Source organism: Sphingobium sp. B10D7B (genome assembly GCF_025961955.1).
Taxonomy (GTDB): Bacteria; Pseudomonadota; Alphaproteobacteria; order Sphingomonadales; family Sphingomonadaceae; genus Sphingobium.
In genome coordinates this window covers 1,600,705-1,627,404 of record NZ_JAOQOQ010000001.1, presented here as the reverse complement: position 1 = coordinate 1,627,404, position 26,700 = coordinate 1,600,705, and the positions used below count along the sequence as shown (strand labels likewise).

The window sequence follows — 26,700 nt, the reverse complement described above, 5'->3', positions numbered from 1 at the left end:
GACGGGGCGACAGCCTTGGTAAGGCGCCGCGGTGTTGCCGGTGGCGTGCGTAGCGGCCCCGGCTCAGGCAATCAGGAGAATCATCAGTGGCGACCGTGGCCCAGGACTATATCGTAAAGGACATCTCCCTCGCTGGCTTCGGCCGCAAGGAGATCGAGATCGCCGAGACCGAAATGCCGGGCCTGATGGCGCTGCGCGAGGAATTCGGCGCATCCAAGCCGCTCAAGGGCGCGCGGATCACCGGCTCGCTGCACATGACGATCCAGACCGCCGTGCTCATCGAGACGCTGGCTGAGCTGGGCGCAGAGTTGCGCTGGGCCACCTGCAACATCTTCTCGACCCAGGACCATGCCGCCGCCGCGATCGCCGAGCGGGGCATCCCCGTGTTCGCCATCAAGGGCGAGACGCTCGAGGAATATTGGGACTATGTCATCAAGATCTTCGATTGGGGTCAGGACACGACCTGCAACATGATCCTGGACGATGGCGGCGACGCGACGATGTTCGCGCTCTGGGGCGCGCGTGTCGAGGCCGGTGAAGAGCTGTTCGCACCGTCCAACGAGGAAGAGACGATCTTCGTCGCAACCCTCAAGCGCTTCCTCGCGGAGCGTCCCGGCTATCTCACCAAGACTGTCGCGGCGATCAAGGGCGTATCCGAAGAGACGACCACCGGCGTTCACCGGCTCTATGAGCTGGCCAAGAAGGGCAAGCTGCCCTTCCCGGCGATCAACGTGAACGATAGCGTCACCAAGTCCAAGTTCGACAATCTCTATGGCTGCAAGGAGTCGCTGGTCGATGCCATCCGCCGCGCCACGGACGTGATGCTGGCCGGCAAGGTCGCCTGCGTCGCCGGCTTCGGCGATGTCGGCAAGGGCTCGGCGGCCTCGCTCCGCAATGGCGGCGCCCGCGTGCTGGTGACCGAGATCGACCCGATCTGCGCCCTGCAGGCGGCGATGGAAGGCTACGAAGTCGTGACCATGGAAGAGGCGGCGACCCGCGCCGACATCTTCGTGACGGCGACGGGCAATGAGGACATCATCACGCTCGACCACATGCGCGCGATGAAGAACATGGCCATCGTCTGCAACATCGGCCACTTCGACAGCGAGATCCAGATCGCGGCGCTCAGCAACATGAAGTGGACCGAGATCAAGCCGCAGGTCGACGAGGTCGAGTTCCCCGATGGCAAGAAGATCATCATGCTCGCCAAGGGCCGTCTGGTGAATCTGGGCTGCGCGACCGGCCACCCGAGCTTCGTCATGTCCTCCAGCTTCACCAACCAGGTGCTGGCGCAGATCGAGCTGTGGACCAAGAGCGATGCCTATAAGAACGAGGTCTATGTTCTGCCCAAGCATCTCGACGAAAAGGTCGCAGCGCTCCACCTCGAGAAGCTGGGCGTGAAGCTCTCCAAGCTGACCGACAAGCAGGCCGCTTACATCGGCGTGACGCCCGAGGGTCCGTTCAAGCCGGATCACTACCGCTACTAAGCCGCATAAGGCTGAGAAGACGTGAGAAGGCGCGGGCTAAGTCCGCGCCTTTTTTCGTGATCCCGGCCGCGCCCCTGATCCGTTCCCGCCCTCTCGGGCAACTTGACCTGCAGCGGTGGGGTCGTGAAGACAGGGGGCATGGATAATCTCACACACAGCATGGTGGGCGCCGTGCTGGGCCAGATCGGGCTCAAGCGCACCTCCGGCCTTGCCATGCCGACGATTATCATCGCGGCGAACATCCCGGATATCGATGCGACCTGCACGCTGCTGGGAACCGAGGCCCTGGCACTGCGGCGTGGGCTGACGCACGGGCCGATCGCGATGATCGTGCTGCCATTGATCCTCACCGCAATCATGGTCGCGTTCGACCGCTGGCAGGCGAAGCGTGGGACACGGCCAGAGACGCGGCCGCCGGTGAACATAGTCTGGCTGTGGGTCGTCGCGCAGATCGGGACGCTCAGCCACCCCGCCTTCGACTGGCTCAACAGCTATGGCATCAGATTGCTCTCGCCGTTCAGCGATCAGTGGTTCCATGGCGATACGCTGTTCATCATCGATATCTGGTTTTGGGCGCTGCTGATCGGCGGCTATCTCTGGGCACGGCGCGGCGAGCGCACCGGGCCTGCCCCGATGATGCAGCGCGCGCGGATCATCGCGACGGCCGCCTGCGCCTATATCTTCGTCAACGAACTGATCACCGGCTCGGCGGAGGCGAAAGCCGCCGCATGGCTGCGCGCCCAAGGCCGCGAGCCGGACCTGGTGGTCGCCAATCCGCGTCCGTTCGCACCCTGGTCGCGCGAAATGCTTTGGCGCGGGGACGGGCGCTTCGGCGGCTTTCCCTACAACCTCGCCACCGGGCTTGAAGCCGATGCAGGCGCAGCGGAAGGGATGCCGACCGGGATGGACGATCCCGGCGTCGAGCGGGCGCGGCAGCGCGATGGGGATGCGCGGGCTTTCCTGTTCTGGTCGCGGATGCCGGTCGCGCAGCGGGCGGAGAATGGCGATCTCCTGATTTCCGACCAGCGCTTTGCGGGGCGCGGCGCCAGCGCGAGCTTTTCCGTGCAGGTGCCTGCCCAAGCATTGCGGTAGAGGGATGTCGGTAGCGAGCATTTTATGGTTCCGGCGGGATCTGCGCCTGACCGATCAGGCCGCGCTCACGCAGGCGTGTGCGGACGGGCCGGTGATCCCGGTCTATATTCTCGATGATGAGACGGCGCGGCACCGGGCCATGGGCGGCGCATCGCGCTGGTGGCTGCATCATAGTCTCGAGAGCCTTGACGCCGCCCTTCGCGCTCGCGGTTCGCGGCTGATCCTGCGCCGGGGCAAGGCCGAGGCGGTTCTCGCCGCGTTGGCCACGGAGACCGGCGCCACCCGCATCCATGCCTTGCATCATTATGAGCCCTGGTGGCGCCAGGCAGAGAAGGCGGTTGCGCGCTCTCACGAACTGATATTGCATGATGGCAATTACCTCATGCCGCCGGGCGCCCTGACCACGGGCAGCGGCGGTCCCTACAAGATCTTCACGCCCTTCTGGCGCGCGCTGCGGGAGGTGATGCCGCCGGGTCGGCCCGTGCCGGCGCCTGATACCGTTCCTGCTCCCCCCAAATGGCCGGTGAGCGATCAACTCGAAGACTGGGCGTTGCTGCCGACTTCGCCTAATTGGGCGGGCGGGTTCGCACATGACTGGTCACCTGGCGAGGCAGGCGCCCACGATCGGCTGGATGCCTTTATTGACCATGTCGGTGACTATGACGAAGGCCGCAATCTGCCCTCCGTAGAGGGCTCCTCGCGCCTGTCGCCGCATCTGCATTTCGGCGAGATTTCACCGGCGACGCTGTGGCACGCGCTCGACCGTGAGGATGGCGCCAGCGAGGTTTATCTGCGCGAACTGGGCTGGCGCGATTATGCCCAGAATGTGATCGCGCAGATGAGCGATTATGGCAGCCGCAACGGTCGGGCGCAGTTCGATGGCTTTCCCTGGCGCTCGGGCCATGAGGCGCGGGACGACCTCAAGGCCTGGCAGGAGGGTCGCACCGGCTACCCGATCGTCGATGCGGGGATGCGCCAGCTCTGGCAGACCGGATGGATGCACAACCGGGTGCGGATGATCGCGGCGAGCTTCCTCATCAAGCATCTGCTCATCGACTGGCGCGAAGGGGAGCGCTGGTTCTGGGATACGCTGGTCGATGCCGATTATGGCAACAATGCCGTCAACTGGCAGTGGGTCGCGGGCACCGGGATCGATTCCAACATGTTCGTGCGGATCATGGCGCCGCTCTCCCAGTCCGAGAAGTTCGACGCGGCAGGCTATATTCGGCGCTGGGTGCCAGAGCTGGCGCATATGAAGGATGCCGCGATCCACGATCCCGAGTCCGCGGGTGTTAGGCCAGCACAATATCCGGCTAAACTGATCGAACATCGCGCCGCACGAGAGCGGGCGCTCGCCGCTTATGCCCGGGTGAAAGGCTGAGCGCGGCCCGGTTGTCTTTGCGGGAGGAATGCGCTCATATGGGCGCATGACCATTCACAATCCCAAAGCCAGCCGCCAGCGCGCCATGATGCGCCGGGCCGGCGCGCAGGTGGGTGGGCGTTTCTGGCGGGCTTTGCCGACCCGGCTGTTCGAGCCGATGCTCGTCCGGGTCGACCGGGGCCTGATGCGCGGGTCGCTCGAACTGCATCTGCCGGATGGATCGGTGCGCTTGCTCGGCGGGCGCAAGCAGGGCTTTTCGGCGATCGTGCACCTTGCCAACTGGCGGGCCTTGATCCGGCTGGCGGCCTCCGGCTCAACCGGCTGGTATCGCGCCTGGGCGGATGGCGACTGGTCGAGCCCCGATCCGGTTGCGCTGTTCGCCCTGTTCGGCGCCAATGCCCGTTCGCTGGGGAAGTCCGCGCGCTCGACTGGCCTGCCGAGCCTGATGGGCCGCTGGAAGCTGGCGCGGCGGCATAACAGCCGGCGCGGCGCGCGGCGCAACATTGCCGAGCATTATGATCTCGGCAATGATTTCTACCGGCTGTGGCTGGACGAGACGCTGACCTACTCCAGCGCGCGCCCGGCGCATCCGCGTGAGACGCTGGAAGCCGCGCAGATTCGCAAGATCGACGAGCTTCTGACGAGGCTCGATCTTAAAAATGGTCAGCAACTGCTTGAAATTGGGTGTGGCTGGGGCGGACTGGCCGAGCGTGCGTTGGCGCGGGCCGATATCGGCTATACCGGTCTTACGCTCTCCACTGAGCAGCAGCAGATCGTCCGGGGCCGGATCGATGGATTGGGCGCGCAGGACCGGGCTCAGGTCCTGCTGCAGGATTATCGCGACTGTGCCGGCCCGTTCGATGCGATTGCCAGCGTGGAAATGGTCGAGGCTGTCGGGGAGCGCTATTGGTCGACTTACCTCGCGTGCATTGCCCGGCTGCTCAAGCCCGGCGGGCGCGCGGCCATCCAGTATATCAGCATCGACGACGAGATTTTCCCGGCCTATGCCGCGCGGGCCGACTTCATCCAGCGCTACATCTTCCCCGGCGGTTGCCTGATCGCCGAGCGGCGCTTTCGCGATCTTGCGCAGCGCGAAGGGCTGGAATGGGCAGACCAGACTCGCTTCGGCCTCGATTATGCGTGGACACTGCGACAGTGGCGCGCGCGCTTTGACGCGGTGGTAGACGCAGGGCGTCTGCCGGCCCGGTTCGATGCGCGGTTCGTGGACATGTGGCGCTACTATCTCATGTATTGCGAAGGCGGTTTCGCAGGGCGGAGCATCGACGTATCGCAAGTAACGCTGATTAAGCGCTAGGCGACGATCTGCGCGATCTCGGCGCGGATCGTTGCGATCTGGCCCGGGATCAGAGTCAGTCGGGGCTCTTCTTCATCTAGAATCGCTTCGAACGCCGCGCGCTTCCAGGCCGCCTTCCGCGTGTCATCGGCGGCGATATCCGGCGGCATGGTAGAAAGCAGAATGTCGATCAGCCGGTCGGCACCGTGCAGGCGGCCCCATAGATAGTCATTCTCGCGATAGGCACGGCTGAAGAACGCCCCGAAGCAGTTGAATTCGATGCCACGCAGCGTCGCCGGCGCGCCGCCCTTGCGGATCGCCACGGCATCTTCGGGAGATATCCGATCCACCTTGATGGGGTCGTACTCGTCCAGACCTTCTCCCTGCAGCAGCGGAAAGGTCGCGATGTCGTAATATGGGAAGCCGAGATAGGCCTTGAGCAAGGTGCGCCGGTCCTCGGCCGGGAGCGCCACACAAGCGGCCGCAAAACGCGCGTCGATCTGCTGGTCCAGATCCCGCAAGCCCCGCGCTTCCGCGATGATCGCAAGGGACGCCATCAGGTCATCGCCATGCGGCCGCAGGGCTTCGCGTGTGCCCGCGCCAAACCATGCGGGCGTTTGACGTTCGGCATAAAGGCCGATGGCCTCGTAGAGCATATCCTGCATGGCGGAGAGGGCGGCGCCGTTCCCCTCATCCTCCTCGCTCTCGCCTTCCACCGTCTGCTCACGGAGCTGGACGAGGCGCCGGGCAAGGAAGCGCAGCCGGCGGATGCGGAACGCGATGTCGTGATTGCGATAGAACAGAATGAGCGCCGCGCTTGCGCCGTCGCCTGATCCCGGGTCCATCTGGTCCACGCCCGCCGCATGAAGCTGCGCAGGCAGGCGCTCCCGCAGGCTTTCGCGTGTGGCCGCGCGAGAGCCATCGCGCAGTTGGCTGAGCAGATCGGCCAGTTCATCGATGATGCCGGCATATTTGAGATAGCCATAAGCGGGATAGGCAAAGCCCGCCGCCCGCGAGGCCTTTTGCTGCAGCCTCGCGCGCAGATGCGCCAGACGGCGCGGCGAGGGCCGGCTGAGCAGTAGGCTGAGGCCGACGGTCTGGTCCACGGTCCGCTCGATGTCCGGCCGCAAGCGCTCAGTGATTTCCAGCATCCGGTGAATGCGGCTGGAGCGGGCGCCAATCGCCTCCAGATTGTCTCGGATCGGCTGTTCGCGTGGAATATCGCTGACCGCGCCGAAGATCGTGCGGAAGAAGCCGGGGACAGGGCGCTCACCATTCTGGGCGTGGTGGGAAGGGGAGGTGAGGCGAAAGCCGGGCGCGCTGGGCGTCGGCTCGATGAACACAAAGCGCCGGTCGACCGTCCGCCGCGCCGGGCGATTTTTGAGCGCATCGATTGCCTGCGCAAAGGGCGCATTGGCCAGCACCGATCCGTCGATCAGCACGGCATCCTCCGCATCGCCGGTGGCGCTGTGACCGGGCAGTACGCGGCGCAAAAACGCATCGCGACCGGGCCAGGCGCGGTCGCGGTCGGCCAGCACCTTGTCCATTTCCCGAGCCGTGAACGGCGGAAAGGCCCCCGGAAAGCTGGCCGTCGCGCGGGCGGCAAACGCGAGTTCGGCAGGGTCGGCGAGTGTGCGCGGTTGCCCGCCCCGGGCATGGAAGCCAATCGTAAGCCGGTGCTCGGTCTCGCTGATTTCCGGCGGGCTATTGAGGCGCAGCCGTTCCTCATGGCCGGTAAAATCCGTGGCGGTGACGAACAGGTCCAGCGGATGCCCACGGGGCAGCAGCGATCCTCCGCTCTTCTCCGGCTCTGTCTCGCGCGCTTTTTCCATCGCATCGAAGGCGTTGAGCAGCAGCTCGGTAAACCCCTTGCCGCCGAAGGGAGGCGCGAACCAGCGCGCCCGGATGAAGTTGGAGAGTTTGCGCCGCACCTCCGAGCGCGTTTCCGGCGCCACGGTGCGGGACACCGTGTCATTGCGGCGGCGCAGCAGCAGCCAGAGCAGCGGTGCGGCCCAGAATTTGGTGAAGCGCGAGAGCGGGCGCGCATCAGGGTCGAGCAGGATGTCGACATCGGCGCAGCGCAGCCACAGTTCGGTCAGCGGGTCGAGCGACTGACCGCTCTCTATGGCCTGCGCCAGATACACGCCGTTAATGCCGCCCGCGCTGGCCCCGGCGATGATGTCTGGTAGAATCCGCACTCGCAGGCCGGTCTCCGCAAGGCAGGTCTCCAGAATGCGCTGGTAAACGAGATTGCCCGGCCGACCGCTGCGGAAATCCCGGCTGGCCTGCGCCAGATGCCAGATCTCCTTGGTGACCCCGTGCATGTAGACGGCGAGGCTGACTCCACCATAGCAGACCAGCGCCAGCCTCAGTTCCTTCTCCCGCATGAGCGCAGATTGGCGCGCTACGGCCGGCTTGTCGAGCCGTTGCACGGATTATCCGCAAATCAGCGGAGGTCGAACGTGGCCCAGACCGGCAGATGATCGGACGCGCGCCGGGCCAGCACGGAGGAATGGACGCCGCTGTCGGTCAGCGTCAGGCCGCCCCGCCACATGATCCGGTCGAGTTCCGCAATCTGGCGGCGGGCGTGGAAACTGCGGCCGCATGGTGCGATGTCATAGTGGCGCGAGAAATCCTGCAGGCACCCGCGATTGGCGGTCCACTCGTTCGTATCGCCCATCAGGATGGTCGCATCGGCGGGATGCTGGACATCCACCATATCGACATGATGCTGGACCGCCGCAGCCTGCCGGCGCCGCCAGAGGCCGGAGAGGTCGAGGTGCATCCCGACCGTCCGCAAGCGGATGCCCTTGATCTCGATACAGGCCATCACAGCGCCGCGCGGCTCCAGGCAGGGGAGATGGATCACGCTGGCATCGGCATGGCTCTGGTCGCGCCGGACAAGGAGCGCGTTGCCGTGCCAGCCCATGCTTTCGACTCGCGTCGGCAGTTCAATGGCGCGATAATCCGAATGCATCTCCAGCAGGCGATCCGGCAGCACTGCATGACGGATGCCGAAGCGGCGGTCGGCTTCCTGCAGGGCAATCACATCGGCATCCAGCTCGTTCAGCACATCGATGATGCGCTCTGGCATGCGGCGCCGATCGGTGCCGACGGCTTTGCGGATGTTGTAGGAAGCGACCTTGATCATTGCGCCGTAGATTTGGCCTTATCGGGCGCAAGGCAACCCCATGGCCAAGAAAAAGGCAACTCCGCGCCAGCTCAGCCATTCAACTTATATCGCAATCTTGGAGGATGATGATGAAAGTTGCTCATGACGCGCTCGTGATGGTGGTCGATGGCAGCAAGATGCTGCTGTTCCGTAATGCTGGCGACGAGGAGTTTCTCAACCTTCAGGTCGAAGAGGCGGTGGAGCAGAAATCCGAGCAGGATCAGGATCTTTCGACCGATCGGCCCGGGCGCAGCTTCGCTTCGGCACCCAACAGCCAGGATCGCAGCGCGATGGAAGAAACCGACTTCAAGCAGCAGGCGGAAGATCGGTTTGCGGCGGATGCGGTTGCGCTGCTCAACAAGCGCGCCATGGAGGGCTCGTTCGACCAGGTCGTCATCGTCGCGGCACCGATCACTCTGGGCGAGATGCGCCGCCATTATCACAAGACGCTCAAGGATCGGCTCGCCGGCGAAATCGGCAAGACGCTCACCAGCCATCCTGTCGACGAGATCGAACAGATCCTCATGAAGAGCTGATCTCGCCTCTGGCGTTCCCTCTTCGTTCTGATAAGAGGGCGCATGGCGAAAGTGAAACGTCGATATGTGTGCCAGGCCTGCGGGGCGGTGGCGTCCCGCTGGCAAGGGCAGTGCGATGACTGCGGAGAATGGAACAGTTTGATCGAGGAAGCGCCGCCCACGGCGTTCTCGGCCAAGCACGATCTGCAGGCCGGCGGACAGGCGATCAATTTGATTGGGCTCGATGCGGATATCGCACTGCCCGAGCGGATGACCACCGGCCTGCCAGAGTTCGATCGTGCAGTTGGCGGGGGACTGGTGGCGGGGTCCGCCAATCTGATCGGCGGCGATCCGGGAATCGGCAAGTCCACCCTGCTGCTTCAAGCTGCGGCGCGGATGGCCAAAGCGGGGCGTCGCGTCGTTTATGTGAGTGGCGAGGAAGCTGCCGATCAGGTCAGGCTGCGCGCGCGGCGGCTGGGGCTGGGCGATGCGCCGGTGCATCTCGCCAGCGCTACGTCGGTGCGGGATATTCTGACGACCTTGGGGCAGCGGGAAGAGCCCGATCTGCTCATCATCGATTCGATCCAGACCATGCACAGCGACCTGATCGAAGGCGCGCCGGGCACGGTCAGTCAGGTGCGGGCGAGCGCTCAGGAGTTGATTCGCTTTGCTAAGCGGGGTGGAACGGCGCTCATTCTGGTTGGCCACGTCACCAAGGATGGCACCATCGCCGGGCCGCGCGTGCTGGAGCATATGGTGGATACCGTGCTCAGCTTTGAGGGCGAGCGCAGCCACCAGTATCGTATCCTTCGCGCGATCAAGAATCGCTTCGGCGGCACGGACGAGATCGGCGTGTTCGCAATGGTCGAGGAGGGACTGCAGGAAGTCGGCAACCCCTCGGCGCTATTTCTGACCGACCGTGAGGAGCGCGTGGCGGGCACGGCCGTCTTCCCCGCGCTTGAAGGTACGCGGCCGGTGTTGGTCGAAGTGCAGGCGCTGACGGTGCGGCTGGCCAGCGGCGCGACCCCGCGCCGGGCCGTGGTCGGGTGGGACAGCGGCCGGCTGGCCATGGTGCTGGCCGTGCTCGAAGCCCGCTGCGGCTTGAGCTTTGCGACTTGCGAGGTCTATCTCAATGTCGCTGGCGGTTACCGCTTGCAGGACCCTGCCGCCGACCTTGCCGTCGCTGCTGCCCTGATCTCGGCGCTTTCCGAAAAACCCGTGCCGCATGACGCGGTGATGCTCGGGGAAATCGCGCTGTCCGGCGAGTTGCGCCCGGTCGCCCATAGTGCGCTGCGCCTGCGGGAAGCCGCCAAGCTCGGCTTCGGGCGTGCCTTGTTGCCGGCATCCAGCGCGGCGCAAGCCAGCGGCATTTCGACGACCGGATTCCGCCGGCTCGGCGATCTTGTTGACCATCTGCTTGGGCGGGACTAGCCAGCCGGCATGACCGTGCTGGATTTTGCCGTTCTTCTGCTCATCGGTGGCTTGGCCGTGCGGGGCTTCCTGCGCGGTTTCGTGACCGAATCGCTATCGCTTGCGGCGCTGATCGGCGCCATCGTCGCGGTGCGTCTGTTCCACGCGCCATTCACGGCTCTGCTCGATACCATTGTGGGGGCGGAGTATGTCGCGGCGCTGCTGGCATTCGTCGCGGTGTTCGGCGTCGTCTTCATGCTGGGCACGCTGCTGGCGCGCTGGATCGGCGACAAGACCAAGACTTCGCTGCTCGGCCTGTTCGACCGGACGCTGGGCCTTGGCTTCGGCGCCATCAAGGGCCTGCTGGTGGCGACCATCGCCTTCGTGCTGTTCACGATCGGTTATGATGCCATCTACGGCGTGCAGACCAATCGGCCGGACTGGATGCGACTGTCCCGTTCCTATCCGCTCCTGAGCGCGAGCGGCGCGGCGATGAGTGGTTGGATGGCGGAGAACAGCCGGCGCGGCGGCCTGCTCGGCATTCTTGAGGATGATGGCGCTGAGAGTAGCAACGCGAGTGGTGAGGACAGCAATGCCGCGCAGTGAAGGCACCGGCGCATGAGCAGCGCGCTCTACAGCATGGATGTGCTGCGTCGCGCTGCCGGCATTTCGGCCTATCCGCCGCTCGATCAGGCTGATTTCGTTGAAGAGCGGCGCTCGCCGACCTGCGGCAGTCGTGTCTCGGTCAGCTTGCGGGTGGATGAGGCCGGCCGCATCACCGCCTTCGGGGTCGATGCCAAGGCTTGCGCGCTGGGACAGGCGGCCTCTGCGATTCTCGCCGCGCAAGCTATCGGCGCTGATCGCGCAACCATCGAGTCGGTGAGCGAGGCATGGCGGGGCTATCTGGCCGGGGAGCAGGATGCCCTGCCGGACTGGCCGGATCTCGCCTTGCTCGCAGCCGGTCGCGATTATCCCGCCCGGCACCCCTCGATGCGACTGGCATTCGAGGCGACGGCCGCCGCCCTCGCTCGCGCGCAAGGGGATGCGCACGGGAAGACGTCGTCATGATCGGCATACTGGCCGCGCTGAGCGCCGCCTTGTCCATTGGTGCGTCTGCGTTCGGCGCTCATGCTGCCAGCAGCCCGCAGGCGGCGGAGTGGTTACGGACCGGGGGCGTCTATCAGCTTGTCCATGCCGTAGCCGTGCTCGCCATTTTGCGCCTGCCGGTTAGCAATGGTCCTTCATGGGCATTGCTGAGCGGCAGCGCGCTGTTCGCGGCGACGCTCTACGCCATGGCACTGGGTGCCCCGCGCTGGCTCGGCGCAATCACGCCGATTGGCGGCCTGGTGATGATCCTGGGATGGCTCTGGTTGGCCTGGCAACTCGCGCGCGCTGACTGAGGCGATCTGCCTGTTTCAGGCGCCGTCGAGATAGGCGGCGACGTCCGCCAGATCGACATCCTTGGCGAGATAGGTCTTGCCGATGCCACGGGCCAGCAGGAAAGGCAGGGTACCGCTGCTCATCTTCTTGTCATGCAGCATATGCTCGACGAGCCGCGCGCCGGACGCGGACACGCCCGCATCCGCCAGCGACGCCGGCAGGCCGACGGCGCGCAGATGTGCAACGACCCGCTCTGCATCCTCGGGCGGGCATTCGCCGCGCCGCACGGAGTATCCAAAGGCTAGGGCCATGCCCGCCGCGACGCCCTCGCCATGCAGCAGTCGATCCGAAAAGCCGGTTTCCGCCTCCAGCGCATGGCCGAACGTGTGGCCAAGGTTGAGCAATGCCCGGCGGCCGCTGGTCTCGCGCTCATCCTCGGCGACGATGGCGGCCTTGGCGGCGACGCTGCGGGCAATGGCATGGGCGCGGGCATCCGGATCGCCAGCCATCAGCGCCGTGCCGTTCGCCTCGCACCATGCGAAGAACTCGGCATCGTCGATCAGGCCATATTTCACCACCTCGGCGTAGCCGGCGCGCACTTCGCGCGGGCCGAGCGTGTCGAGCGTGTCCGGGTCGATCAGCACCAGTGTGGGCTGATGGAAGGCGCCCAGCAGGTTCTTGCCTGCCCGGCTATTGATCGCGGTCTTGCCGCCGACCGAACTATCCACCTGGGAGAGCAAAGTGGTCGGGATCTGCACGAAGTTGCAGCCCCGCTTGACGATGGATGCCGCGAAGCCGACCAGATCGCCGATCACCCCGCCGCCCAATGCAATCACATGGTCCCGCCGTTCGATGCCATGGGCGATCATCCGGTCGGTCAGGGCTTCGAGATGCTGCCAACTCTTGGTGGATTCGCCCGCCGGAAGCGTCACCAGCTCGGCCGACAGTCCAGCCCGCTCCAGTGCGGCCGCAAGGCGCGGCCATTGGGCCGTCGCAACATGCGTGTCCGTCACGACCAGAAAGGATCGGCTGCTGGCAAAAGGCGCCAGCGCCTCGCCCGCGCGCTCCATCAGCCCGGCTTCGATGCGGACATCATAGCTGCGCTCGCCAAGGGAAACGGGGACGGTGGTCATGGGTTGAGCGCTTTCACGATCTTGTCGATGGTCGCCTCATGCGGCGAGTCCGAGCTTTTGATGTGGATGGGGGCTTGCTGATAAAAGGGCGTGCGCGCCGCAGCGAGGCTCTTGAGCACTTCGCGCGGCTCACGGCCCTTGAGCAGGGGGCGGCCATCGCGCCGGGAAACACGGTCAACGAGAATGTCGATATCGGCATCCAGCCAGACGGCCGTGGCGTGCGCCAAGATCAGCGCCCGCGTCTCGTCATTGACGAAAGCGCCGCCACCGGTGGCGACAACCTTGGGCACGCCGTCGATCAGCCGCGCAATCACGCGCCGTTCGCCATCGCGAAAGGCCGGCTCGCCATAGGTGTCGAAGATTTCCTGAATGGTCATCCCGGCCGCCCGCTCGATCTCGTCGTCGGCATCGACAAAGGGCAGGTTGAGCCGGGCTGCGAGGCGACGGCCGATGGTGGACTTTCCCACGCCCATCAGGCCCACCAGGACGATGGATGGTCCTGCGGATGACCCTGCGATGGCCTCTTCGCGATATTTATCGTTTCGCCCCATGATCTGCGCGGCTATACAGCCGCCAACGTCTGAGGCAACGGCGTTCGAACGCCATCAGGCATATGTCACTGCAACGGTAAGGCCCGATCCCCCATCATGAAACTCAGCCGCCGCGACCCTTATCAACAGTCCTATCGCTCACGCCGTCCGCGCAATCCGCTGTCGCTGATCGGCGTCATTCTGTTGGTCGTCATCGTGCTGCTCCTCGTGCTGTCCTGGTGGAATGGCGCTGAACGACCCGTCACCGAGATCGAGCTGCCGGTTTCCGCCGAGCAACTTGCCGGTTAGGGCAGGGCAGTGCGAGGCAGACAGATTGGCTTGCTGGCGGGGATGAGCGCGCTGGCGCTCAGCATTCCCGTGCTGGCGCAGAGCGGCCCTGCATCGCTGCTGCCGCCCGGATTTGGCGATGCCGCGCCGACACCGTCGCCCAGCGGGCCGCAGCCGGCGACACCCCAGCCCGCGCGGCCGGCCGCACCCGCGCCCACGCCGCTGCTGCCGCCCGGCGCCGTCGTCGACCGCGCCGCCAATGCCATGGCGGCCGACGAGGCGGTGAACGAGACGGCAGCCGACGAAATCGCCGAGAAATACGATCTGCCGCCGTCCGCACGCCGGTCTCTCGACCGGATCGGTCCCCTCAAGGTGGCACAGGGTGGCCTTGGCGAGAGTGCCTTCGGGCAACGCAATGGGCAGGCCCTGGCCGGCGTGATGCGCACGATGCGCGCGCCGGTCATGTCCCGCTGGGCGAGCATCTTGATGCGCCGGGCGTTGCTCTCTCAGGTCACCACGCCCACGGACATCGGTGGCGCGGACTGGGCCGCCGAGCGCGCATGGCTGCTGCTGCGCATGGGCGAGGCGGATAATGCGCGCCTGCTGATTCAGCAGGTCGATGCCGATCAGTATAGCCGCCGGCTCTATTCCGTGGCGATGCAGGTGCAACTTGCTACCGCTGATCCCGCCGGCTTCTGCCCGCTGCTGCCACGCGCGCGGGATATGAGCGACGAGCCGGGCTGGTTCATGGCGCAGGCCATCTGCGCGTCGTTCTCGGCAGATCAGGGCACGGCGAGCGCGTTGCTCAGCCAGGCGCAGCGGCGCGGCATCGCCCGGGGCATCGATTACCGGCTTGCCGAAAAGGTGGTCGGCGCCGGGCCGAACAGCCGCCGCTCGGTGAAGATCGAGTGGGATGGCGTGAGCCAGCTTACGACATGGCGCTATGGTCTGGCCACGGCAACCAATGTCGCCATTCCGCCAGCGCTGTTCCAGACAGCCGGGCCGCAGGTGCTCGCCTGGCAGGCTCGCGCGGCCAATCTGTCGCCGATGGATCGTTTGGCCGGCGTAGGAGTCGCCTCACAGCTGGGCGTTTTCTCAGGCGCCGCAACATTGGGCTTCTTCGCTGCCTTGGCCGAGGACGAGTCCGCCGAGGCTACCGCGAATGATCGCGTCGACTGGTTGCGGACGGCCTATGGCTCGGGCGATACTGGCACGCGAATTTCCGCGATGCGCGATTTCTGGCAGGCCCAGCCGTCAGGTGGCTGGAGTGCCGGGCCGGGTGGCGTTTACTATGGCGCGTTGCCCGCTGTCGCGCGCGCGGCGGCGGCGCTGCCGGTCTACGCCGAAGCAGGCGAGGATACGCCCTGGCTGATCGCTGCCATGCTCGCAGGCGGCTATGATCGGAGTGCCGCGCGCTGGCGCAGCGTGATCGAGGGGCTGGATGGCGATGCGCAGCAGCGCAGCTGGGCCCTGTTGGCGACCGGCCTGCCCAATGCGGCGGTAGACCTGTCCGCAAATCGTATCGCCGCTTTTGTCGACGCCGATGAGGCAGAAGACAAGTTGCGTGGTCATAGTCTCGTCGCCGTGCTGGGCGGGCTCAATCGTCTGCCTGCTGGCGAGCGGGCGCAGCTTTTGCAGGATGCCGGGGTCAACCTGTCTTCGCGGCGTCCATGGGTCCGGGCAATCGTTGCGGCGGCAGCACGTCGGGAACAGGGCACGGTAGCGCTGCTGGCGGGCGTCGGGATGCAGAGCCTCAACTGGCGCAACATGACGCCCGAGCAGCTTTATTACATCGTATCGAGCCTGAACGCTGTCGGTCTTGAGGCTTATGCGCGAATGATCGGCGCCGAGGCGATGGCCCGGCTCTGATGGCCGGTGCGGACGAGCGCGAGTCGATCATCGGTTTGCGCGATGCCACGCTGATCAGCCGCTATCTTACCATGATGGCGGCCGAGCGCGGCGCCTCGCGCAACACATTGCTCGCCTATCGAACCGATCTCGAAGACGCCGCGGCGCGCTGCCAGGGGTTGGCAGATGCGGACGCTACCCGGCTCACCTCGCTGGCTGCATCATGGCGGGATCTCGCGACATCGACGGTCGCGCGCAAACTTTCGGCGCTACGAGGTTTCTTCGCTTTTCTGGAGGCGGAGGCGGTCCGGGCTGACAATCCGGCCGCGACTCTGGCAAGGCCCAGCCTGCAGCGTCCGCTCCCCAAAATACTGTCTCATCAGGATGTCGATGCGATTTTTGCGGTGATCGCCGAACGGATTGCGCGCGTGCCGGTCAATCCGCTTGACCTGCGGCTCGCGGCGCTGATCGAGTTGCTCTACGGTTCCGGGCTGCGTGCGACCGAACTGGTTTCGTTGCCCGCCAAGGCCATGGCGACCGATCGCCCCTTTCTCATCCTGAGGGGTAAGGGCGGGCGCGAGCGGCTCGTGCCGATCTCCGACCGGGCGCGCGCGGCCGTGGCCGCTTGGCGGGCGCATGTGCCGGAGGACAGTGCCTGGCTCTTCCCATCAGGCAAATCCTATTTGAGCCGCGTGCGCCTCTTCCAGCTGGTGCGCGCTTTGGCCGCCGAGGCCGGGATCGATCCAGCGCGGGTCAGCCCGCATGTCTTGCGTCATGCCTTCGCGACCCATCTGCTGGAAGGGGGTGCAGACCTGCGCGCATTGCAGGCGATGCTGGGCCATGCCGACATCGCCACGACGCAGATTTACACCCATGTCGACGCCGCGCGACTGGTCGCCCTCGTTAACGCACGCCATCCGCTCGTTGACCTCAAGCGACGCGGCGTATAGCGCGCGAGCATGATCAGTTATCTCGACTTTGAGAAGCCGGTAGCGGCACTCCAGGCCCGGATCGACGAATTGCGCGAGACGGCGGACAATGATTCCATCGATATCGATGCGGAGGTCGAAAAGCTGCAGCAGCGCTCGACGGCGATGCTCGGGGATCTCTACGCGCGGTTGACGCCCTGGCAGAAGACGCAGGTCGCGCGCCATGCCCAACGGCCGCACTTCCGCGATTTCGTCGAGGGCATGTGCAGCGACTTCATGCCGCTCGCCGGCGACCGCGCCTTTGCCGACGATCAGGCCATTCAGGGCGGCTTTGCGACCATCGAGGGCCGCAAGGTGATGCTGATCGGCCATGAGAAGGGCAATGATACCGCCAGCCGGGTAAAGCATAATTTCGGCATGGGCATGCCGGATGGCTATCGCAAGGCGATCCGGCTGATGCAGCTGGCCGATCGTTTTGGCCTGCCCGTGGTAACGCTGGTCGACACCTCAGGCGCCTTTCCGGGTGTGCAGGCCGAAGAACGCGGTCAGGCCGAGGCAATCGCGCGTGCGACCGAGGCCTGCCTCACGCTCGGCGTGCCGCTGGTCGCGGCCGTGGTCGGCGAGGGCGGATCGGGGGGCGCCGTGGCGCTGGCCTCTGCCAACCGCGTGCTGATGTTCGAACATGCGATCTATTCTGTGATCTCGCCCGAAGGCTGCGCTTCCATTCTCTGGCGGACCGCGGACAAGGCAGCTGATGCCGCGCAGGCCATGCAGGTCACCGCGCAACAGCTCGCCAGCCTGGGGGTGATCGACCGGATCGTTCCGGAGCCAGTGGGCGGTGCTCATCGTGCGCCCGACTCGGCCATCGGGAGCCTCAAGGGCGCAATTCTGGAAGAGCTTGGTGCCCTCGCCAGCGAAGATTCGAATGCGCTGCGCACGCAGCGAGCGCAGAAGTTTCTGGCCATGGGCGCCTGACAACGGGAACAGCCCAAGGCGATTTGCATTCCCTCAACGTCTGTCTATTTTCGGTTCGTCGCAAAATAGACCTGAATGAGAAGGGGAGGCCATGGGCCGCAAATATCTGATGCTGTGGTTGAGCGGCGCCCTCGTGGCAGGCTGCGCAACCACGCAATCGAGTGAGGCACAGCAGGGCGGTATCCGCACGGCGACCTCGATGAGCCAGTCCGAGCGCCAGCAGGGCGCCAAGGCGCATCCGGAGCTTCTGGCGGAATTCGGCGGGGTCTATAACGGTCCGCAGGCCACCTATGTGACCAGCGTCGGCAAGCGCATCGCGGTCCAGTCGAGCCTGTCGAACCAGCAGAATGATTTCACGATCAGCCTGCTCAATTCATCGGTGAACAACGCGTTCGCGATCCCCGGCGGCTATGTCTATGTGACTCGCCAGTTGCTGGCACTTATGAATGACGAAGCCGAGCTGGCGGGCGTCCTTGGCCACGAAGTCGGCCACGTGGCAGCCCAGCACGGCCAGCGCCGCCAGAGCGCAGCCACCCGCAACTCGATCCTCGGCGTGCTGGGGCAGGTGCTGGTTGGCGCTGTCGCGGGCGATTCCGGGCTAGGCCAGCTCCTGCAACGCGGCATCGGCACGGGCACGCAATTGCTGACCCTCAAATTCTCCCGGTCGCAGGAATATGAGGCGGACGATCTCGGCATCCGCTATCTCGCGAGCGCGGGCTACGACCCCAAGGCGCTTTCATCCATGCTCGCCTCGCTGGCGGCACAGAACACGCTGGACGGGCAGGTGCGCGGTCAGGGCACGGCGGTGCCAGAATGGGCCAGCACACACCCCGATCCCGCCTCCCGCGTGCGCCGCGCGCTTACCAATGCGCAGGCGACACGTTCGACCAACACGCTGCGCAACCGCGACGTATTCCTCAATCAGCTGGGCGGCATGATCTACGGCGACGATCCCAAGGACGGGATCGTGCAGGGCAATCAGTTCCTGCATCCGGTGATGAAGCTGAAGTTCACGGCGCCCCAAGGGTTTTCGATCCAGAACGGCGCCAGCGCCGTGGCCGTAGTCGGCCAATCCGGCCAGGCGCAATTCTCGATGGCGCAGTTCAATGGCAATCTCGACGGCTACGTCCAGTCGGTCTTCAATCAGCTGGCAGGGCAGGGGCAGGCGCCGGACATTCGCGTCCAGCGCACCACCATCAACGGCCTGCCGGTCGCGTCGGGCTCGGCCAGCATGGCCAATAGCCAGGGGACGCGGCTCGACGTGACGGTGGTTGCCTATCAGTTCGGCCCGTCGACGGCTTACCACTTCATCACGGTCACGCCAGCGGGGCGGGGGCTGGGTTCGCTCTCGACGCTGATCAACTCCGTGACGCGCATGACGGACAAGGAGGCGGCGGCGATCAAACCGCGTCGCTTGCAACTGGTGAAGGTGCGGCAGGGCGATACGGTACAAACGCTCGCCAGCCTAATGGCGTTCGACGATTACAAGGTCGAGCGGTTCCTGGTGCTGAACGGACTGTCGTCCAACACCGCTTTGGCCGCAGGCAGCCGGGTCAAGATCGTGACCTACTGAGCGCTCGTTTGAATAAACAAAAACGGGTGGCAACCGCGAGGTCGCCACCCGTTCTTATGAGGGAGTCGTCGAAACTGCCTCAGTAAACTGATAACTCGTCAGGATGCGGCTGGCGTCTCAAGCTCGTCCGACACGTTGTTGAACGTGTTACCGAGGCTACCGCCAATGGCGCTCATGCCGGCGATGGCGGCGACGGCGATCAGGGCTGCGATCAGGCCATATTCGATGGCGGTCGCGCCCTTGTCGTTCTTGAACAACTTGCGAAGGGTCTTCATAGGATGTCTCCTCAATTCCTTGGTATCAATCACACCCGGCCACTGAATGGGGTCAGCAAGCAGGCTATCGATACGGCGGATTGATTTCCAAATTCCTAATCTAGGGCCCTGTTGTAAAAAAATGGTGGTTAATGGCTGGTCACTTCGTTCGATACTTCATTCCAGGTACGGGTCGTCGCTGAACCAAGGTGCGATACGCCTGTGACGAGCGCCAGCACGATCAGGGAGAGGATCAACCCATATTCGACGGCGGTGGCGCCTTTTTGGGATACGAGAAGGCTGTGGATGAAGGCCCGCACGAGGGTTTTCCTGAAAGCAGATGTCGGTCCAACGCGGTGTAAAGCGCAAGCCGTTAACAATTTGTAGGATGATCGCCCGAGCATGACCGGAATGAACCAAAGCAAACCGCCACTGGTCGTCGTCGCCGCGGCGCTGGTGGATGCGCAAGGCCGGGTGTTCGTGCAGCAGCGCCCGCATGAAAAGGCGATGGGCGGCTTGTGGGAGTTCCCCGGCGGCAAGGTCGAGCCCGATGAAACCCCCGAAGCAGCGCTGATCCGCGAGCTTCGCGAAGAACTCACGATCGAGACCGAAACCGCCTGCCTCGCGCCAGCGAGCTTTGCGACCGGCATGATCGGCGAGCGACCACTGCTCCTCTTGCTGTACGTCTGCCGCAAATGGCGGGGCGTCGTTCAGCCGACAGAAGCGCCGGACAGCCGCTGGCTCCATACGAGCCAGTTGTTCGCGCTCAACATGCCCCCCGCCGACGCACCGCTCGTGGCAATGCTGGACGCGCTGCTCTAGCGCCTAGTTCTCGGTGGCGCGGGAGGGGCGCAGAGCCTCCGCCAGCGACACCGTCGCGCTGCCGCGCCTTGCAGGGCGGGGCTGATCCGGATCGGGCGCCCAACCGCTGCCATGCAGGACCACGAAGCGTTCCCGCGTCCGCCCATCCGGGTCAGCGGCCTGCGCGAAGTGCGCAGCCGCTTGCGAAAGCCCTGCGCGCGTCAACGGCGGCGGCGGCGAGGCGAGGCACTGCGCTGCGCCCATGCCGCGCAGATCTGCCATAAGGCTGAAGATCGAGCCGTAGCGCACGTCCAGATTGTCGCTATCCGCCACCGGCATGGTGAAGCCGGCACGGGCGAGCAGATCACCGAGCGCGCGGACGTCGATCTGCGGATGGATGCGCTGGGCAGGCCGCTCCCCGTCAGCCGCCAGCAGCGCCGCCTTGAGCCGCGCCAGAGATCCCGCGCCGATCATCGTCAGGAGGAGCAAACCATCGGGCCGCAACGCGCGGTGCAGCGCAATCAGCGCGCCCGGCAGGTCGTTGATCGTATCGAGCGTGCCGCAGCACAGGATGAGGTCGAAGCGTTCCGGCGGGTAGGGGAGGGCATCCTCCCGAATAATGTCGCCACCGCAGGCCTGCGCGAACCGCGCGCCCGGATCGGCGGCCGTTACCGAGCAACCCCGGGCGGCGAGGGCATCGATCAGGCGGCGGTCCGGGCAGCCGATGACGAGTGCGTACTCGAAGGCACGCGTCACGTCATCCAGTCGTTCCAGCATGGCGTCGGCCATCGCGGCGTACAAAAAGTCATGCGCTGCGAAATTGCCAGCGGCGCGGTCGCGGCGCTGGGCCCGCAAAGCCTCGTTGAAGATCACCGGGACAGTCATGGCCGGGCTTGTGCCGACTCCCGCTGCATGGAACAAGCTGCTTATGGCCGTTCGGACGATTTTGCAGGCCGTACTCGCGCCCCTGCTCGATTATGCGCTGCCGCCGCGATGCCCCGGCTGCGGTGTCGTGGTCGGCGCGGTGGGGACGTTCTGCGCGGACTGTTGGCTGTCCATCGATTTTATCGGCGAGCCGATCTGCGCGACATGCGGGGTCGACCTGCCGGGTCCGCTCGGCGGGGACATGACGTGCGGGGCCTGCCTATCCGAGCCGCCGCCCTATGATCGCGCGCGCGCCGTCATGACCTATGGCGAGATTGCACGAACCGTGGCCCATCGCCTGAAATACGGGCGGCGGCTCAGCCTCGCGCGGGTCATGGCAGAGCATATGACGCGACTGGTTGCGCAAGATGAAGCCGCAGGATCAGCCGACCCACCCCTCTTCCTGCCGGTCCCGCTGCATCGCTGGCGACTCTGGTCCCGGGGGTTCAACCAGTCCGCGCTGATTGCCCGCCATATCGCCCGCCGGAGTGGCGGCGTGATGGAGCCGGAGCTTTTGCGCCGCGTGAAGGCGACGCCGCCGCTCCATATGCTGAGCCGGCGGGAGCGACAGAAGATCGTGAAGGGCGCCTTCGCGCTCGCCCCCGGAGCGGCTGCGCGTTTGGCTGGCCGCCATGTGATCCTGATCGACGATATCTGGACGACCGGGGCCACTGCGAGCGCTTGCGCGCGCGTGTTGCGGTCCGCGGGCGCACGGCGGATTGAGGTGCTGTGCTGGACGCGGGTGGGCATGGGCGAACATTGACATTCGTTTCCATGCGCACGACATCCGTTCTTGAGACTTATCACAAGGGAAACAGCCACGCATGGCGCATGTCGAAATCTACACGCGAGCCTTTTGCGGATATTGCGCGCGGGCAACGGCGCTGCTGCGAGAGAAGGGCGTCGACTTCGAGGAATATGATCTGACCATGGGCGGCGAGAAGCGTGCCGAGATGATCGAGCGCGCCAATGGCCGCGCCACCTTCCCGCAGATTTTTATCGACGGCCAGCATATTGGCGGCAGCGACGATCTGATGGCGCTCGAACGGAGCGGCAAGCTCGACCCGTTGCTGAACGCCTGACCCGGGCCATCGTCGTGCGCGTCGCCATTTTGCAGATGAATGCCGGCATCGATCCGGCCCGCAATCGCGAGACACTGGTCACGGCGGTGCACAACGCAGCGGCCGGCGGCGCAGCCATGCTGTTCACGCCGGAAATGAGCGGCCTGCTCGATCAGGATCGCACCCGATCAGAAGCCGCGCTCGCAACCGAGGATGAGGACGAAACGCTCCGCGCCGTCCGGGAGGCCGCGCAGGCTTCGGGCTTGTGGGTGCATCTCGGATCGCTGGCTCTGCGCGATCTGGAAACCGGCAAGCGCTTTAACCGCGGTTTTGTCATCGACGCCGCCGGCGAGATCCGCGCGCGCTATGACAAGATTCACCTGTTCGACGTTGATCTGACGAGCGGCGAGCGCTGGCGTGAGTCCAGTGTGTACGAGAGCGGCCAAGAGGCGGTTCTGGCGCAAACGCCGTTGGGCAAGATCGGCCTGACAATCTGCTACGACCTGCGCTTTCCTGACCTTTTTCGTGCGCTGAGCAATGCCGGGGCGGACATTATCTCCGTGCCGGCCGCCTTCACCGTACCAACGGGTGAGGCGCACTGGCATGTGCTGATGCGTGCCCGCGCCATTGAATCCGCCGCCTTCGTCATTGCGAGCGCCCAATGCGGTCTGCATGAGGATGGTCGGCGGACTTACGGCCACAGTCTGGTGGTCGACCCTTGGGGCACCGTGCTGCTCGATGCGGGGGAGGCGCCGGGACTGTATTTCGCGGATCTTGACCTTGATCGCATTGCTGAGGTCCGCTCGAAAATCCCGGTACTGGCTCATAGAAAGTCTATTCAGGACGTTGTTTTGTCGTGATTTCCTTCGATCTCAAATGCGGCCACCATCATGTCTTCGAAGTGTGGTTCCGGTCATCCGCAGACTATGAAACCCAGCGGGGAGGGGGGCTGTTGCTGTGTCCCACCTGCGGGGATGACAGGATCGAGAAAGCGGTGATGGCTCCCGCCGTGGCGGCCAAGGGCAACCAGAGAACATCGACTCGCACCGATCTCGCCATGCCGGAGGGCGCGGGTGCCATTCCAGTCATGTCTAAGGCGGATGCCGAGCGGATCAGTGCGTTGATGACAGCGCTGGCCCAAGCTCAATCAGAAATGATCGGTCAATCTGAATGGGTTGGCGAACGTTTTGCCGACAAGGCCCGTGCCATGCATTATGGCGAAACGGAGAGCCGCTTGATCCATGGGACGGCCAACGCCAGGGAAACCCGCGAGATGTTGGAAGAGGGGCTGCCCGTTGCCCCCTTGCTGATCCCGATCGCGCCGCCCGATCAGGTCAACTGATCGCCGCTGAGGGGTGGTGCGCCCGACAGGATTCGAACCTGTGGCCCCCAGATTAGGAATCTGATGCTCTATCCTGCTGAGCTACGGGCGCGCAGGCATGGCTTTATTGCGCGGAAGCATATGGGTCAATCACGGCAGGCAGACGCGCACGCCCAGCACAAAACTTCTTGTCGTGGTGGGCACCGTTATCTTTATCGCGCGTTCACGAGCGAAATGCAGCGGCTTTAACTGGATGTAAGCACGCATCGACTAATCGGAGAGGACAAGCAGCGCTCCATTTGTGTCGCCAAAGCGGCGCAAAACGGGGCGTTTATAGCCTTCGGCTGCAGTTTTCTCCTGCCGGGCTGTTGAATTGACTAGCGTTATGCCCGGATGCCATAGGCCCGGCGCACAGTTCGGAGGTAGGTCTTGGCAATTCGTGTTGCGGTCGTTGGTTTGGGCAAGATGGGCATATCGCATCTTGGCATCGTCAATGCGTTGGAGGATTTCGAGGTCGCCGCAATCTGCGATTCCACCGCTCTGGTTGGGCAGGTTATCGAGAAGTACGGCAAGCTCTCCTATGTGGCCAGTTATGACGACGTGATTTCGCAACCCGGCTTGGACGCGGTGATCATTGCCACTCCCACGACCACGCATGCCCCCATGGTCCGGGCCGCCTTGGAGAAGGGGCTGCATGTCTTTTGCGAGAAGCCTTTGACGCTTTCTGCGGTAGAGAGCGAAGCTCTCGCCCAGCTTGCTCAATCTCGCGGGCTCGTCGCGCAGGTCGGCTATCACAATCGCTTCATCGGCACTTTCAATCAGATCAAATCGCTGCTTGAAGCCGGGGCCTTGGGCCGCGTGAGCCATGTTCAAGCGGAGGCCTATGGCCCGGTAGTGCTCAAGCCCTCAAAGCCGACTTGGCGTGGCAAGGCCGGGCAGGGCGGCGGCTGCCTCTATGATTATGCCGCGCATCCGCTCAATTTGGTCAACTGGTACTTTGGGCGTCCAACCGCATGCACGGGGGCCATGCTGAAGAGTGGCTTTTCTGCGGAGGTCGATGATGAAGTCTATGCAGGCCTGACCTTTGGCGACGGCCCTACCGCCCAGCTCTCCGTGAATTGGTCCGATCCCTCGGTGCGCAAGATGACGACGCGCCTCTCGATCTGGGGCGAGGGGGGGAAGATCTATGCCGACCGACAGGAACTCCAGGTGTTCCTCACGGGCGGCGCGCCCATTCCGGACGGCTATCAGGAAGGATGGACCGTCAAATACATCACCGAGTTGCAGGCCCCTGTCAGCTTCTACCTGCGCGGCGAGGAGTATAGCGCGCAGCTTGAAGCGTTCGGCAAGGCGATCAAGGCTGGCGGCGTCGACGTCCAGAACGATCTCGCTGCCGCCGCTGAAACGGATGCCACGATCGAGATGATCCGCGCCGCCGCGCTCGGCGGTATCAGCAGTGGCGTATCGATGGCGGCACGTCCGCAACGCTCCAGCGGGGTGTTCGGCAGGTTACTCGGCCGATGAGCGATAAGATTCGGCTTGCCTCGCGCCCTGGCTTTGGGACGTGGCAACAATCACGCCTTCTCAACGCCTGGGTAGATTCCCTGACGATCCCTGAGATCATCGATCGACTGGATGAGGGCATGCTTTTCACCCTCAATCCCGATCATCTCTATCACCTTCAGCGCAATCCGGCATTCGCCGCGGCATATTCTGATGCTGTGATGGTCTCGTCTGACAGCAAATATGTCTACTGGGCGCTCGGTCTTATTGGTCGGAAAATCAAATGTAAGACCTCAGGCTCCGATATCGTTCCGGCTTACTACAAGCACCACGCCAATAATCCTGATGTTCGCATCTTCTTTCTCGGCGCGCGGCCGGGGGTTGCACAGCAAGCACTTACACGGGTCAATGGACTCGTGGGACGTGATATTGTTGTCGGCGCCCACGGCCCCTCGTTCAATTTCGTCAATGACGAGGCGGAGAGCGCTGCGGTGATCGATATGATCAACGCTTCCGGCGCGACCTGTCTGATTGTGGGGCTCGGCGCTCCCAAGCAAGAGGTATGGATGCATCGGCACCGTCACCTCATGCCCGGCGTGAAGGTCTATATGGGGGTCGGCGCGGTCATCGATTATGAAGCGGACGCAGTAAAGCGGGCGCCAGCTTGGATGAACCGCAATGGGCTGGAATGGGTCTATCGCATGGTCACCGAGCCCAGGCGCTACTGGCGACGTTATGCACGAACGATGGAATTCTTCTGGCTGGTTCTGGCCGATTGGCTGGGCCTGTATCGCCCTCCTGGATTCCCCTCGCCAATGACGGCGACCCCGCGCTCCGGTGCCCAAACAGATTCTGCCCCTGAGCGGGCCTGACAAAGATTATCGAGGTTTTACAAAACTATGGAACGTATCCTTTTCGGCGATAATCAGTTCTTCGGCATCAATCATATGTCGGAGGAGAAAGCGCGTCAGCAGGCCATGCGGTTTCAGAGTATCGACGCCATCGTAGATGTTTTGCAGATTGCGCTGCATGCCGGGGCGGGGGGCTTCATGTGCACCACCCATGACAAGATCGAGAAGATCGCCGATGACGTCCGGGCCAATCCGGAGAAATGGAGCGGGTTCACATTTTACCCAGGCATGCCTTATGCTCACAAATATGCCAATGCGGTCACCGAGCTTGGCTATTTCGATGCCGTGCGCAAATTTCTGCCCAAGGAAGGCCTGGTCGACACGATCATGCGCGGCTCCAAGGCCGTGTTGAATAAGGACATCGAGAGCATGATGACATTGCTCGTCGATGCCGAGATGAAGATGTTCCGTGGTCTGCACACGCCGGTCGTTTTCCTCCAGAACGTTGTCACGGATCTCGTCCAGGGCTTGGGCTTCGCCGATGCGTTCCGTGTTTTCTCGGATCACATCAAAAGCCGCTACAATGCAGAGGCCGGCTTCATCACCATGAACGTGCCGAAGCTTTTGCCGATGCTGAAAAGCGTGGGCATTGAGAATCCGATTGTCTGCGCGAACTATAACAAGATCGGATTCCGCATGTCCGGTGGAATTGATGGCTATCGTGAGGTGCTGGAGAAGCATCCGGCCCGAATAATTGCGATGTCCGTGTTGGGATCAGGCGCCATTCGTCCGCGAGAGGCCATAGAGTGGATTTGTTCCGAGCCGCATGTGGAATCGATTTTGTTTGGAGCGTCCAGTCGCGCCAACATTGAGCAGACTGTTGGGCTGATCAAGGAGTTCGACAGCGTCGGTGTTGGGGCTTGATCGGAACCTGGTTGCCCGCGAACTCCTGATTGCACCTTCCTTGAATTTAACATA

At 64.2% G+C, this 26,700-nt stretch carries 29 protein-coding genes and 1 tRNA gene; 22 read left to right on the top strand and 8 right to left on the bottom strand.

Annotated features, from left to right (window positions below; genetic code table 11):
• The first annotated feature begins 86 nt into the window (after nt 1–86).
• From ahcY to M2331_RS07635, 4 genes are all read left to right on the top strand, one after another.
• Nucleotides 87–1,487, top strand: coding sequence for an adenosylhomocysteinase (ahcY, locus tag M2331_RS07650; protein WP_181559725.1), 1,401 nt, complete (start codon nt 87–89; stop codon nt 1,485–1,487).
• Nucleotides 1,488–1,625: 138 nt separating this feature from the next.
• The gene (locus M2331_RS07645; RefSeq protein WP_181559724.1) at nt 1,626–2,579 is read left to right on the top strand and encodes a metal-dependent hydrolase; all 954 of its coding nucleotides are present in this window, start codon (nt 1,626–1,628) and stop codon (nt 2,577–2,579) included.
• Nucleotides 2,580–2,583: 4 nt separating this feature from the next.
• Nucleotides 2,584–3,960 carry a cryptochrome/photolyase family protein gene (locus tag M2331_RS07640; RefSeq protein WP_181559723.1) on the top strand — a complete coding sequence of 459 codons (1,377 nt, stop codon included), beginning with the start codon at nt 2,584–2,586 and terminating at the stop codon, nt 3,958–3,960.
• A 46-nt stretch (nt 3,961–4,006) separates the two neighbouring features.
• Entirely contained in the window at nt 4,007–5,275 is a 1,269-nt protein-coding gene (locus tag M2331_RS07635; protein ID WP_181559722.1) for an SAM-dependent methyltransferase, read from the top strand.
• Here M2331_RS07635 and M2331_RS07630 read toward each other — a convergent pair.
• Both M2331_RS07630 and M2331_RS07625 read right to left on the bottom strand, forming a co-directional pair.
• Entirely contained in the window at nt 5,272–7,641 is a 2,370-nt protein-coding gene (locus M2331_RS07630) for a patatin-like protein (protein WP_181561420.1), read from the bottom strand. The genes M2331_RS07635 and M2331_RS07630 overlap by 4 nt on opposite strands.
• Nucleotides 7,642–7,700: 59 nt before the next feature.
• Nucleotides 7,701–8,405, bottom strand: coding sequence for an endonuclease/exonuclease/phosphatase family protein (locus M2331_RS07625; protein WP_181559721.1), 705 nt, complete (start codon nt 8,403–8,405; stop codon nt 7,701–7,703).
• Between the two features lie 104 nt (nt 8,406–8,509).
• On the opposite strand from M2331_RS07625, the gene M2331_RS07620 reads away from it, so the two are divergent.
• Genes M2331_RS07620 through M2331_RS07600 form a run of 5 tightly spaced genes read left to right on the top strand, consistent with a single transcriptional unit; the run spans nt 8,510 to nt 11,751 of the window.
• Nucleotides 8,510–8,962: a host attachment family protein gene (locus tag M2331_RS07620; protein ID WP_264592327.1), complete on the top strand. Its 453-nt coding sequence runs from the start codon at nt 8,510–8,512 to the stop codon at nt 8,960–8,962.
• 42 nt (nt 8,963–9,004) lie between these two features.
• The gene (gene radA, locus M2331_RS07615) at nt 9,005–10,372 is read left to right on the top strand and encodes a DNA repair protein RadA (RefSeq protein ID WP_181559719.1); all 1,368 of its coding nucleotides are present in this window, start codon (nt 9,005–9,007) and stop codon (nt 10,370–10,372) included.
• A gap of 9 nt (nt 10,373–10,381) precedes the next feature.
• Nucleotides 10,382–10,957, top strand: coding sequence for a CvpA family protein (locus tag M2331_RS07610; RefSeq protein ID WP_181559718.1), 576 nt, complete (start codon nt 10,382–10,384; stop codon nt 10,955–10,957).
• Nucleotides 10,958–10,969: 12 nt separating this feature from the next.
• On the top strand, nt 10,970–11,419 hold the full coding sequence (locus tag M2331_RS07605) for an iron-sulfur cluster assembly scaffold protein (RefSeq protein ID WP_181559717.1): 450 nt from the start codon (nt 10,970–10,972) through the stop codon (nt 11,417–11,419).
• Nucleotides 11,416–11,751, top strand: a complete 336-nt coding sequence (locus M2331_RS07600) for a DUF423 domain-containing protein (RefSeq protein ID WP_181559716.1) — start codon at nt 11,416–11,418, stop codon at nt 11,749–11,751. The genes M2331_RS07605 and M2331_RS07600 overlap by 4 nt, the downstream gene beginning before the upstream one ends.
• A 15-nt stretch (nt 11,752–11,766) precedes the next feature.
• Here M2331_RS07600 and aroB read toward each other — a convergent pair whose 3' ends face one another.
• Together aroB and M2331_RS07590 are read right to left on the bottom strand one after the other, a co-directional pair.
• The gene (gene aroB, locus M2331_RS07595; protein ID WP_181559715.1) at nt 11,767–12,864 is read right to left on the bottom strand and encodes a 3-dehydroquinate synthase; all 1,098 of its coding nucleotides are present in this window, start codon (nt 12,862–12,864) and stop codon (nt 11,767–11,769) included.
• Nucleotides 12,861–13,415 (bottom strand): shikimate kinase, encoded by a 555-nt coding sequence (locus tag M2331_RS07590; RefSeq protein ID WP_181559714.1) that lies wholly within the window; start codon nt 13,413–13,415, stop codon nt 12,861–12,863. The genes aroB and M2331_RS07590 overlap by 4 nt, the downstream gene beginning before the upstream one ends.
• A gap of 96 nt (nt 13,416–13,511) precedes the next feature.
• Between M2331_RS07590 and M2331_RS07585 the strand changes: the two genes are divergently transcribed.
• The 5 genes from M2331_RS07585 to M2331_RS07565 all read left to right on the top strand — a co-directional run bounded on the left by M2331_RS07585 (nt 13,512) and on the right by M2331_RS07565 (nt 19,007).
• Nucleotides 13,512–13,703 carry a hypothetical protein gene (locus tag M2331_RS07585; RefSeq protein WP_181559713.1) on the top strand — a complete coding sequence of 64 codons (192 nt, stop codon included), beginning with the start codon at nt 13,512–13,514 and terminating at the stop codon, nt 13,701–13,703.
• A 42-nt stretch (nt 13,704–13,745) separates the two neighbouring features.
• On the top strand, nt 13,746–15,551 hold the full coding sequence (locus M2331_RS07580; RefSeq protein ID WP_181561419.1) for a hypothetical protein: 1,806 nt from the start codon (nt 13,746–13,748) through the stop codon (nt 15,549–15,551).
• The gene (locus M2331_RS07575) at nt 15,551–16,480 is read left to right on the top strand and encodes a tyrosine recombinase (protein WP_181559712.1); all 930 of its coding nucleotides are present in this window, start codon (nt 15,551–15,553) and stop codon (nt 16,478–16,480) included. The genes M2331_RS07580 and M2331_RS07575 overlap by 1 nt, the downstream gene beginning before the upstream one ends.
• A 9-nt stretch (nt 16,481–16,489) precedes the next feature.
• The gene (locus M2331_RS07570) at nt 16,490–17,434 is read left to right on the top strand and encodes an acetyl-CoA carboxylase carboxyltransferase subunit alpha (RefSeq protein WP_181559711.1); all 945 of its coding nucleotides are present in this window, start codon (nt 16,490–16,492) and stop codon (nt 17,432–17,434) included.
• Between the two features lie 91 nt (nt 17,435–17,525).
• The gene (locus M2331_RS07565; protein WP_181559710.1) at nt 17,526–19,007 is read left to right on the top strand and encodes a M48 family metalloprotease; all 1,482 of its coding nucleotides are present in this window, start codon (nt 17,526–17,528) and stop codon (nt 19,005–19,007) included.
• A gap of 98 nt (nt 19,008–19,105) precedes the next feature.
• On the opposite strand, the gene M2331_RS07560 is transcribed toward M2331_RS07565, so the two are convergent.
• Entirely contained in the window at nt 19,106–19,282 is a 177-nt protein-coding gene (locus M2331_RS07560) for a Flp family type IVb pilin (RefSeq protein ID WP_181559709.1), read from the bottom strand.
• 128 nt (nt 19,283–19,410) lie between these two features.
• On the bottom strand, nt 19,411–19,581 hold the full coding sequence (locus tag M2331_RS07555; RefSeq protein ID WP_264592326.1) for a Flp family type IVb pilin: 171 nt from the start codon (nt 19,579–19,581) through the stop codon (nt 19,411–19,413).
• Nucleotides 19,582–19,672: 91 nt separating this feature from the next.
• On the opposite strand from M2331_RS07555, the gene M2331_RS07550 reads away from it, so the two are divergent.
• Nucleotides 19,673–20,083, top strand: a complete 411-nt coding sequence (locus M2331_RS07550) for a (deoxy)nucleoside triphosphate pyrophosphohydrolase (protein WP_181559707.1) — start codon at nt 19,673–19,675, stop codon at nt 20,081–20,083.
• 3 nt (nt 20,084–20,086) lie between these two features.
• Here M2331_RS07550 and M2331_RS07545 read toward each other — a convergent pair whose 3' ends face one another.
• Nucleotides 20,087–20,947, bottom strand: coding sequence for a class I SAM-dependent methyltransferase (locus tag M2331_RS07545; RefSeq protein WP_181559706.1), 861 nt, complete (start codon nt 20,945–20,947; stop codon nt 20,087–20,089).
• 43 nt (nt 20,948–20,990) lie between these two features.
• Between M2331_RS07545 and M2331_RS07540 the strand changes: the two genes are divergently transcribed.
• The 4 genes from M2331_RS07540 (at nt 20,991) to M2331_RS07525 (ending at nt 23,389) form a co-directional block, all read left to right on the top strand.
• Nucleotides 20,991–21,749 carry a ComF family protein gene (locus M2331_RS07540; RefSeq protein ID WP_181559705.1) on the top strand — a complete coding sequence of 253 codons (759 nt, stop codon included), beginning with the start codon at nt 20,991–20,993 and terminating at the stop codon, nt 21,747–21,749.
• 61 nt (nt 21,750–21,810) lie between these two features.
• A complete protein-coding gene (gene grxC / locus M2331_RS07535) occupies nt 21,811–22,068 on the top strand; it encodes a glutaredoxin 3 (protein ID WP_181559704.1) in 258 nt (85 codons plus the stop codon).
• A 14-nt stretch (nt 22,069–22,082) separates the two neighbouring features.
• Nucleotides 22,083–22,907, top strand: a complete 825-nt coding sequence (locus M2331_RS07530; RefSeq protein WP_181559703.1) for a carbon-nitrogen hydrolase family protein — start codon at nt 22,083–22,085, stop codon at nt 22,905–22,907.
• The gene (locus M2331_RS07525; protein ID WP_181559702.1) at nt 22,904–23,389 is read left to right on the top strand and encodes a DUF1178 family protein; all 486 of its coding nucleotides are present in this window, start codon (nt 22,904–22,906) and stop codon (nt 23,387–23,389) included. Before M2331_RS07530 ends, M2331_RS07525 begins: the two co-directional genes overlap by 4 nt.
• Before the next feature lie 14 nt (nt 23,390–23,403).
• Here the strand turns inward: M2331_RS07525 and M2331_RS07520 are convergent.
• Nucleotides 23,404–23,480: transfer RNA gene (locus tag M2331_RS07520), tRNA-Arg, on the bottom strand.
• A gap of 317 nt (nt 23,481–23,797) precedes the next feature.
• On the opposite strand from M2331_RS07520, the gene M2331_RS07515 reads away from it, so the two are divergent.
• Genes M2331_RS07515 through M2331_RS07505 form a run of 3 tightly spaced genes read left to right on the top strand, consistent with a single transcriptional unit; the run spans nt 23,798 to nt 26,646 of the window.
• Nucleotides 23,798–24,892, top strand: a complete 1,095-nt coding sequence (locus tag M2331_RS07515; RefSeq protein WP_220128532.1) for a Gfo/Idh/MocA family protein — start codon at nt 23,798–23,800, stop codon at nt 24,890–24,892.
• Complete coding sequence (locus tag M2331_RS07510; RefSeq protein ID WP_181559701.1) at nt 24,889–25,743, top strand: WecB/TagA/CpsF family glycosyltransferase; 855 nt, start codon at nt 24,889–24,891, stop codon at nt 25,741–25,743. The genes M2331_RS07515 and M2331_RS07510 overlap by 4 nt, the downstream gene beginning before the upstream one ends.
• Nucleotides 25,744–25,770: 27 nt before the next feature.
• Nucleotides 25,771–26,646 (top strand): hypothetical protein, encoded by an 876-nt coding sequence (locus M2331_RS07505; protein ID WP_181559700.1) that lies wholly within the window; start codon nt 25,771–25,773, stop codon nt 26,644–26,646.
• The last annotated feature ends 54 nt before the right edge of the window (nt 26,647–26,700 follow it).

Bases quoted from the DNA above. Each gene is read 5' to 3' on its own strand.
- M2331_RS07645 (WP_181559724.1), top strand. From the start codon at position 1,626: ATGGATAATCTCACACACAGCATGGTGGGCGCCGTGCTGGGCCAGATC.
- M2331_RS07640 (WP_181559723.1), top strand. From the start codon at position 2,584: ATGTCGGTAGCGAGCATTTTATGGTTCCGGCGGGATCTGCGCCTGACC.
- M2331_RS07635 (WP_181559722.1), top strand. From the start codon at position 4,007: ATGACCATTCACAATCCCAAAGCCAGCCGCCAGCGCGCCATGATGCGC.
- M2331_RS07630 (WP_181561420.1), bottom strand. From the start codon at position 7,641: ATGCGGGAGAAGGAACTGAGGCTGGCGCTGGTCTGCTATGGTGGAGTC.
- M2331_RS07625 (WP_181559721.1), bottom strand. From the start codon at position 8,405: ATGATCAAGGTCGCTTCCTACAACATCCGCAAAGCCGTCGGCACCGAT.
- M2331_RS07620 (WP_264592327.1), top strand. From the start codon at position 8,510: ATGATGATGAAAGTTGCTCATGACGCGCTCGTGATGGTGGTCGATGGC.
- radA (WP_181559719.1), top strand. From the start codon at position 9,005: ATGGCGAAAGTGAAACGTCGATATGTGTGCCAGGCCTGCGGGGCGGTG.
- M2331_RS07610 (WP_181559718.1), top strand. From the start codon at position 10,382: ATGACCGTGCTGGATTTTGCCGTTCTTCTGCTCATCGGTGGCTTGGCC.
- M2331_RS07605 (WP_181559717.1), top strand. From the start codon at position 10,970: ATGAGCAGCGCGCTCTACAGCATGGATGTGCTGCGTCGCGCTGCCGGC.
- M2331_RS07600 (WP_181559716.1), top strand. From the start codon at position 11,416: ATGATCGGCATACTGGCCGCGCTGAGCGCCGCCTTGTCCATTGGTGCG.
- aroB (WP_181559715.1), bottom strand. From the start codon at position 12,864: ATGACCACCGTCCCCGTTTCCCTTGGCGAGCGCAGCTATGATGTCCGC.
- M2331_RS07590 (WP_181559714.1), bottom strand. From the start codon at position 13,415: ATGGGGCGAAACGATAAATATCGCGAAGAGGCCATCGCAGGGTCATCC.
- M2331_RS07585 (WP_181559713.1), top strand. From the start codon at position 13,512: ATGAAACTCAGCCGCCGCGACCCTTATCAACAGTCCTATCGCTCACGC.
- M2331_RS07580 (WP_181561419.1), top strand. From the start codon at position 13,746: ATGAGCGCGCTGGCGCTCAGCATTCCCGTGCTGGCGCAGAGCGGCCCT.
- M2331_RS07575 (WP_181559712.1), top strand. From the start codon at position 15,551: ATGGCCGGTGCGGACGAGCGCGAGTCGATCATCGGTTTGCGCGATGCC.
- M2331_RS07570 (WP_181559711.1), top strand. From the start codon at position 16,490: ATGATCAGTTATCTCGACTTTGAGAAGCCGGTAGCGGCACTCCAGGCC.
- M2331_RS07565 (WP_181559710.1), top strand. From the start codon at position 17,526: ATGGGCCGCAAATATCTGATGCTGTGGTTGAGCGGCGCCCTCGTGGCA.
- M2331_RS07560 (WP_181559709.1), bottom strand. From the start codon at position 19,282: ATGAAGACCCTTCGCAAGTTGTTCAAGAACGACAAGGGCGCGACCGCC.
- M2331_RS07550 (WP_181559707.1), top strand. From the start codon at position 19,673: ATGAACCAAAGCAAACCGCCACTGGTCGTCGTCGCCGCGGCGCTGGTG.
- M2331_RS07545 (WP_181559706.1), bottom strand. From the start codon at position 20,947: ATGACTGTCCCGGTGATCTTCAACGAGGCTTTGCGGGCCCAGCGCCGC.
- M2331_RS07540 (WP_181559705.1), top strand. From the start codon at position 20,991: ATGGCCGTTCGGACGATTTTGCAGGCCGTACTCGCGCCCCTGCTCGAT.
- grxC (WP_181559704.1), top strand. From the start codon at position 21,811: ATGGCGCATGTCGAAATCTACACGCGAGCCTTTTGCGGATATTGCGCG.
- M2331_RS07510 (WP_181559701.1), top strand. From the start codon at position 24,889: ATGAGCGATAAGATTCGGCTTGCCTCGCGCCCTGGCTTTGGGACGTGG.
- M2331_RS07505 (WP_181559700.1), top strand. From the start codon at position 25,771: ATGGAACGTATCCTTTTCGGCGATAATCAGTTCTTCGGCATCAATCAT.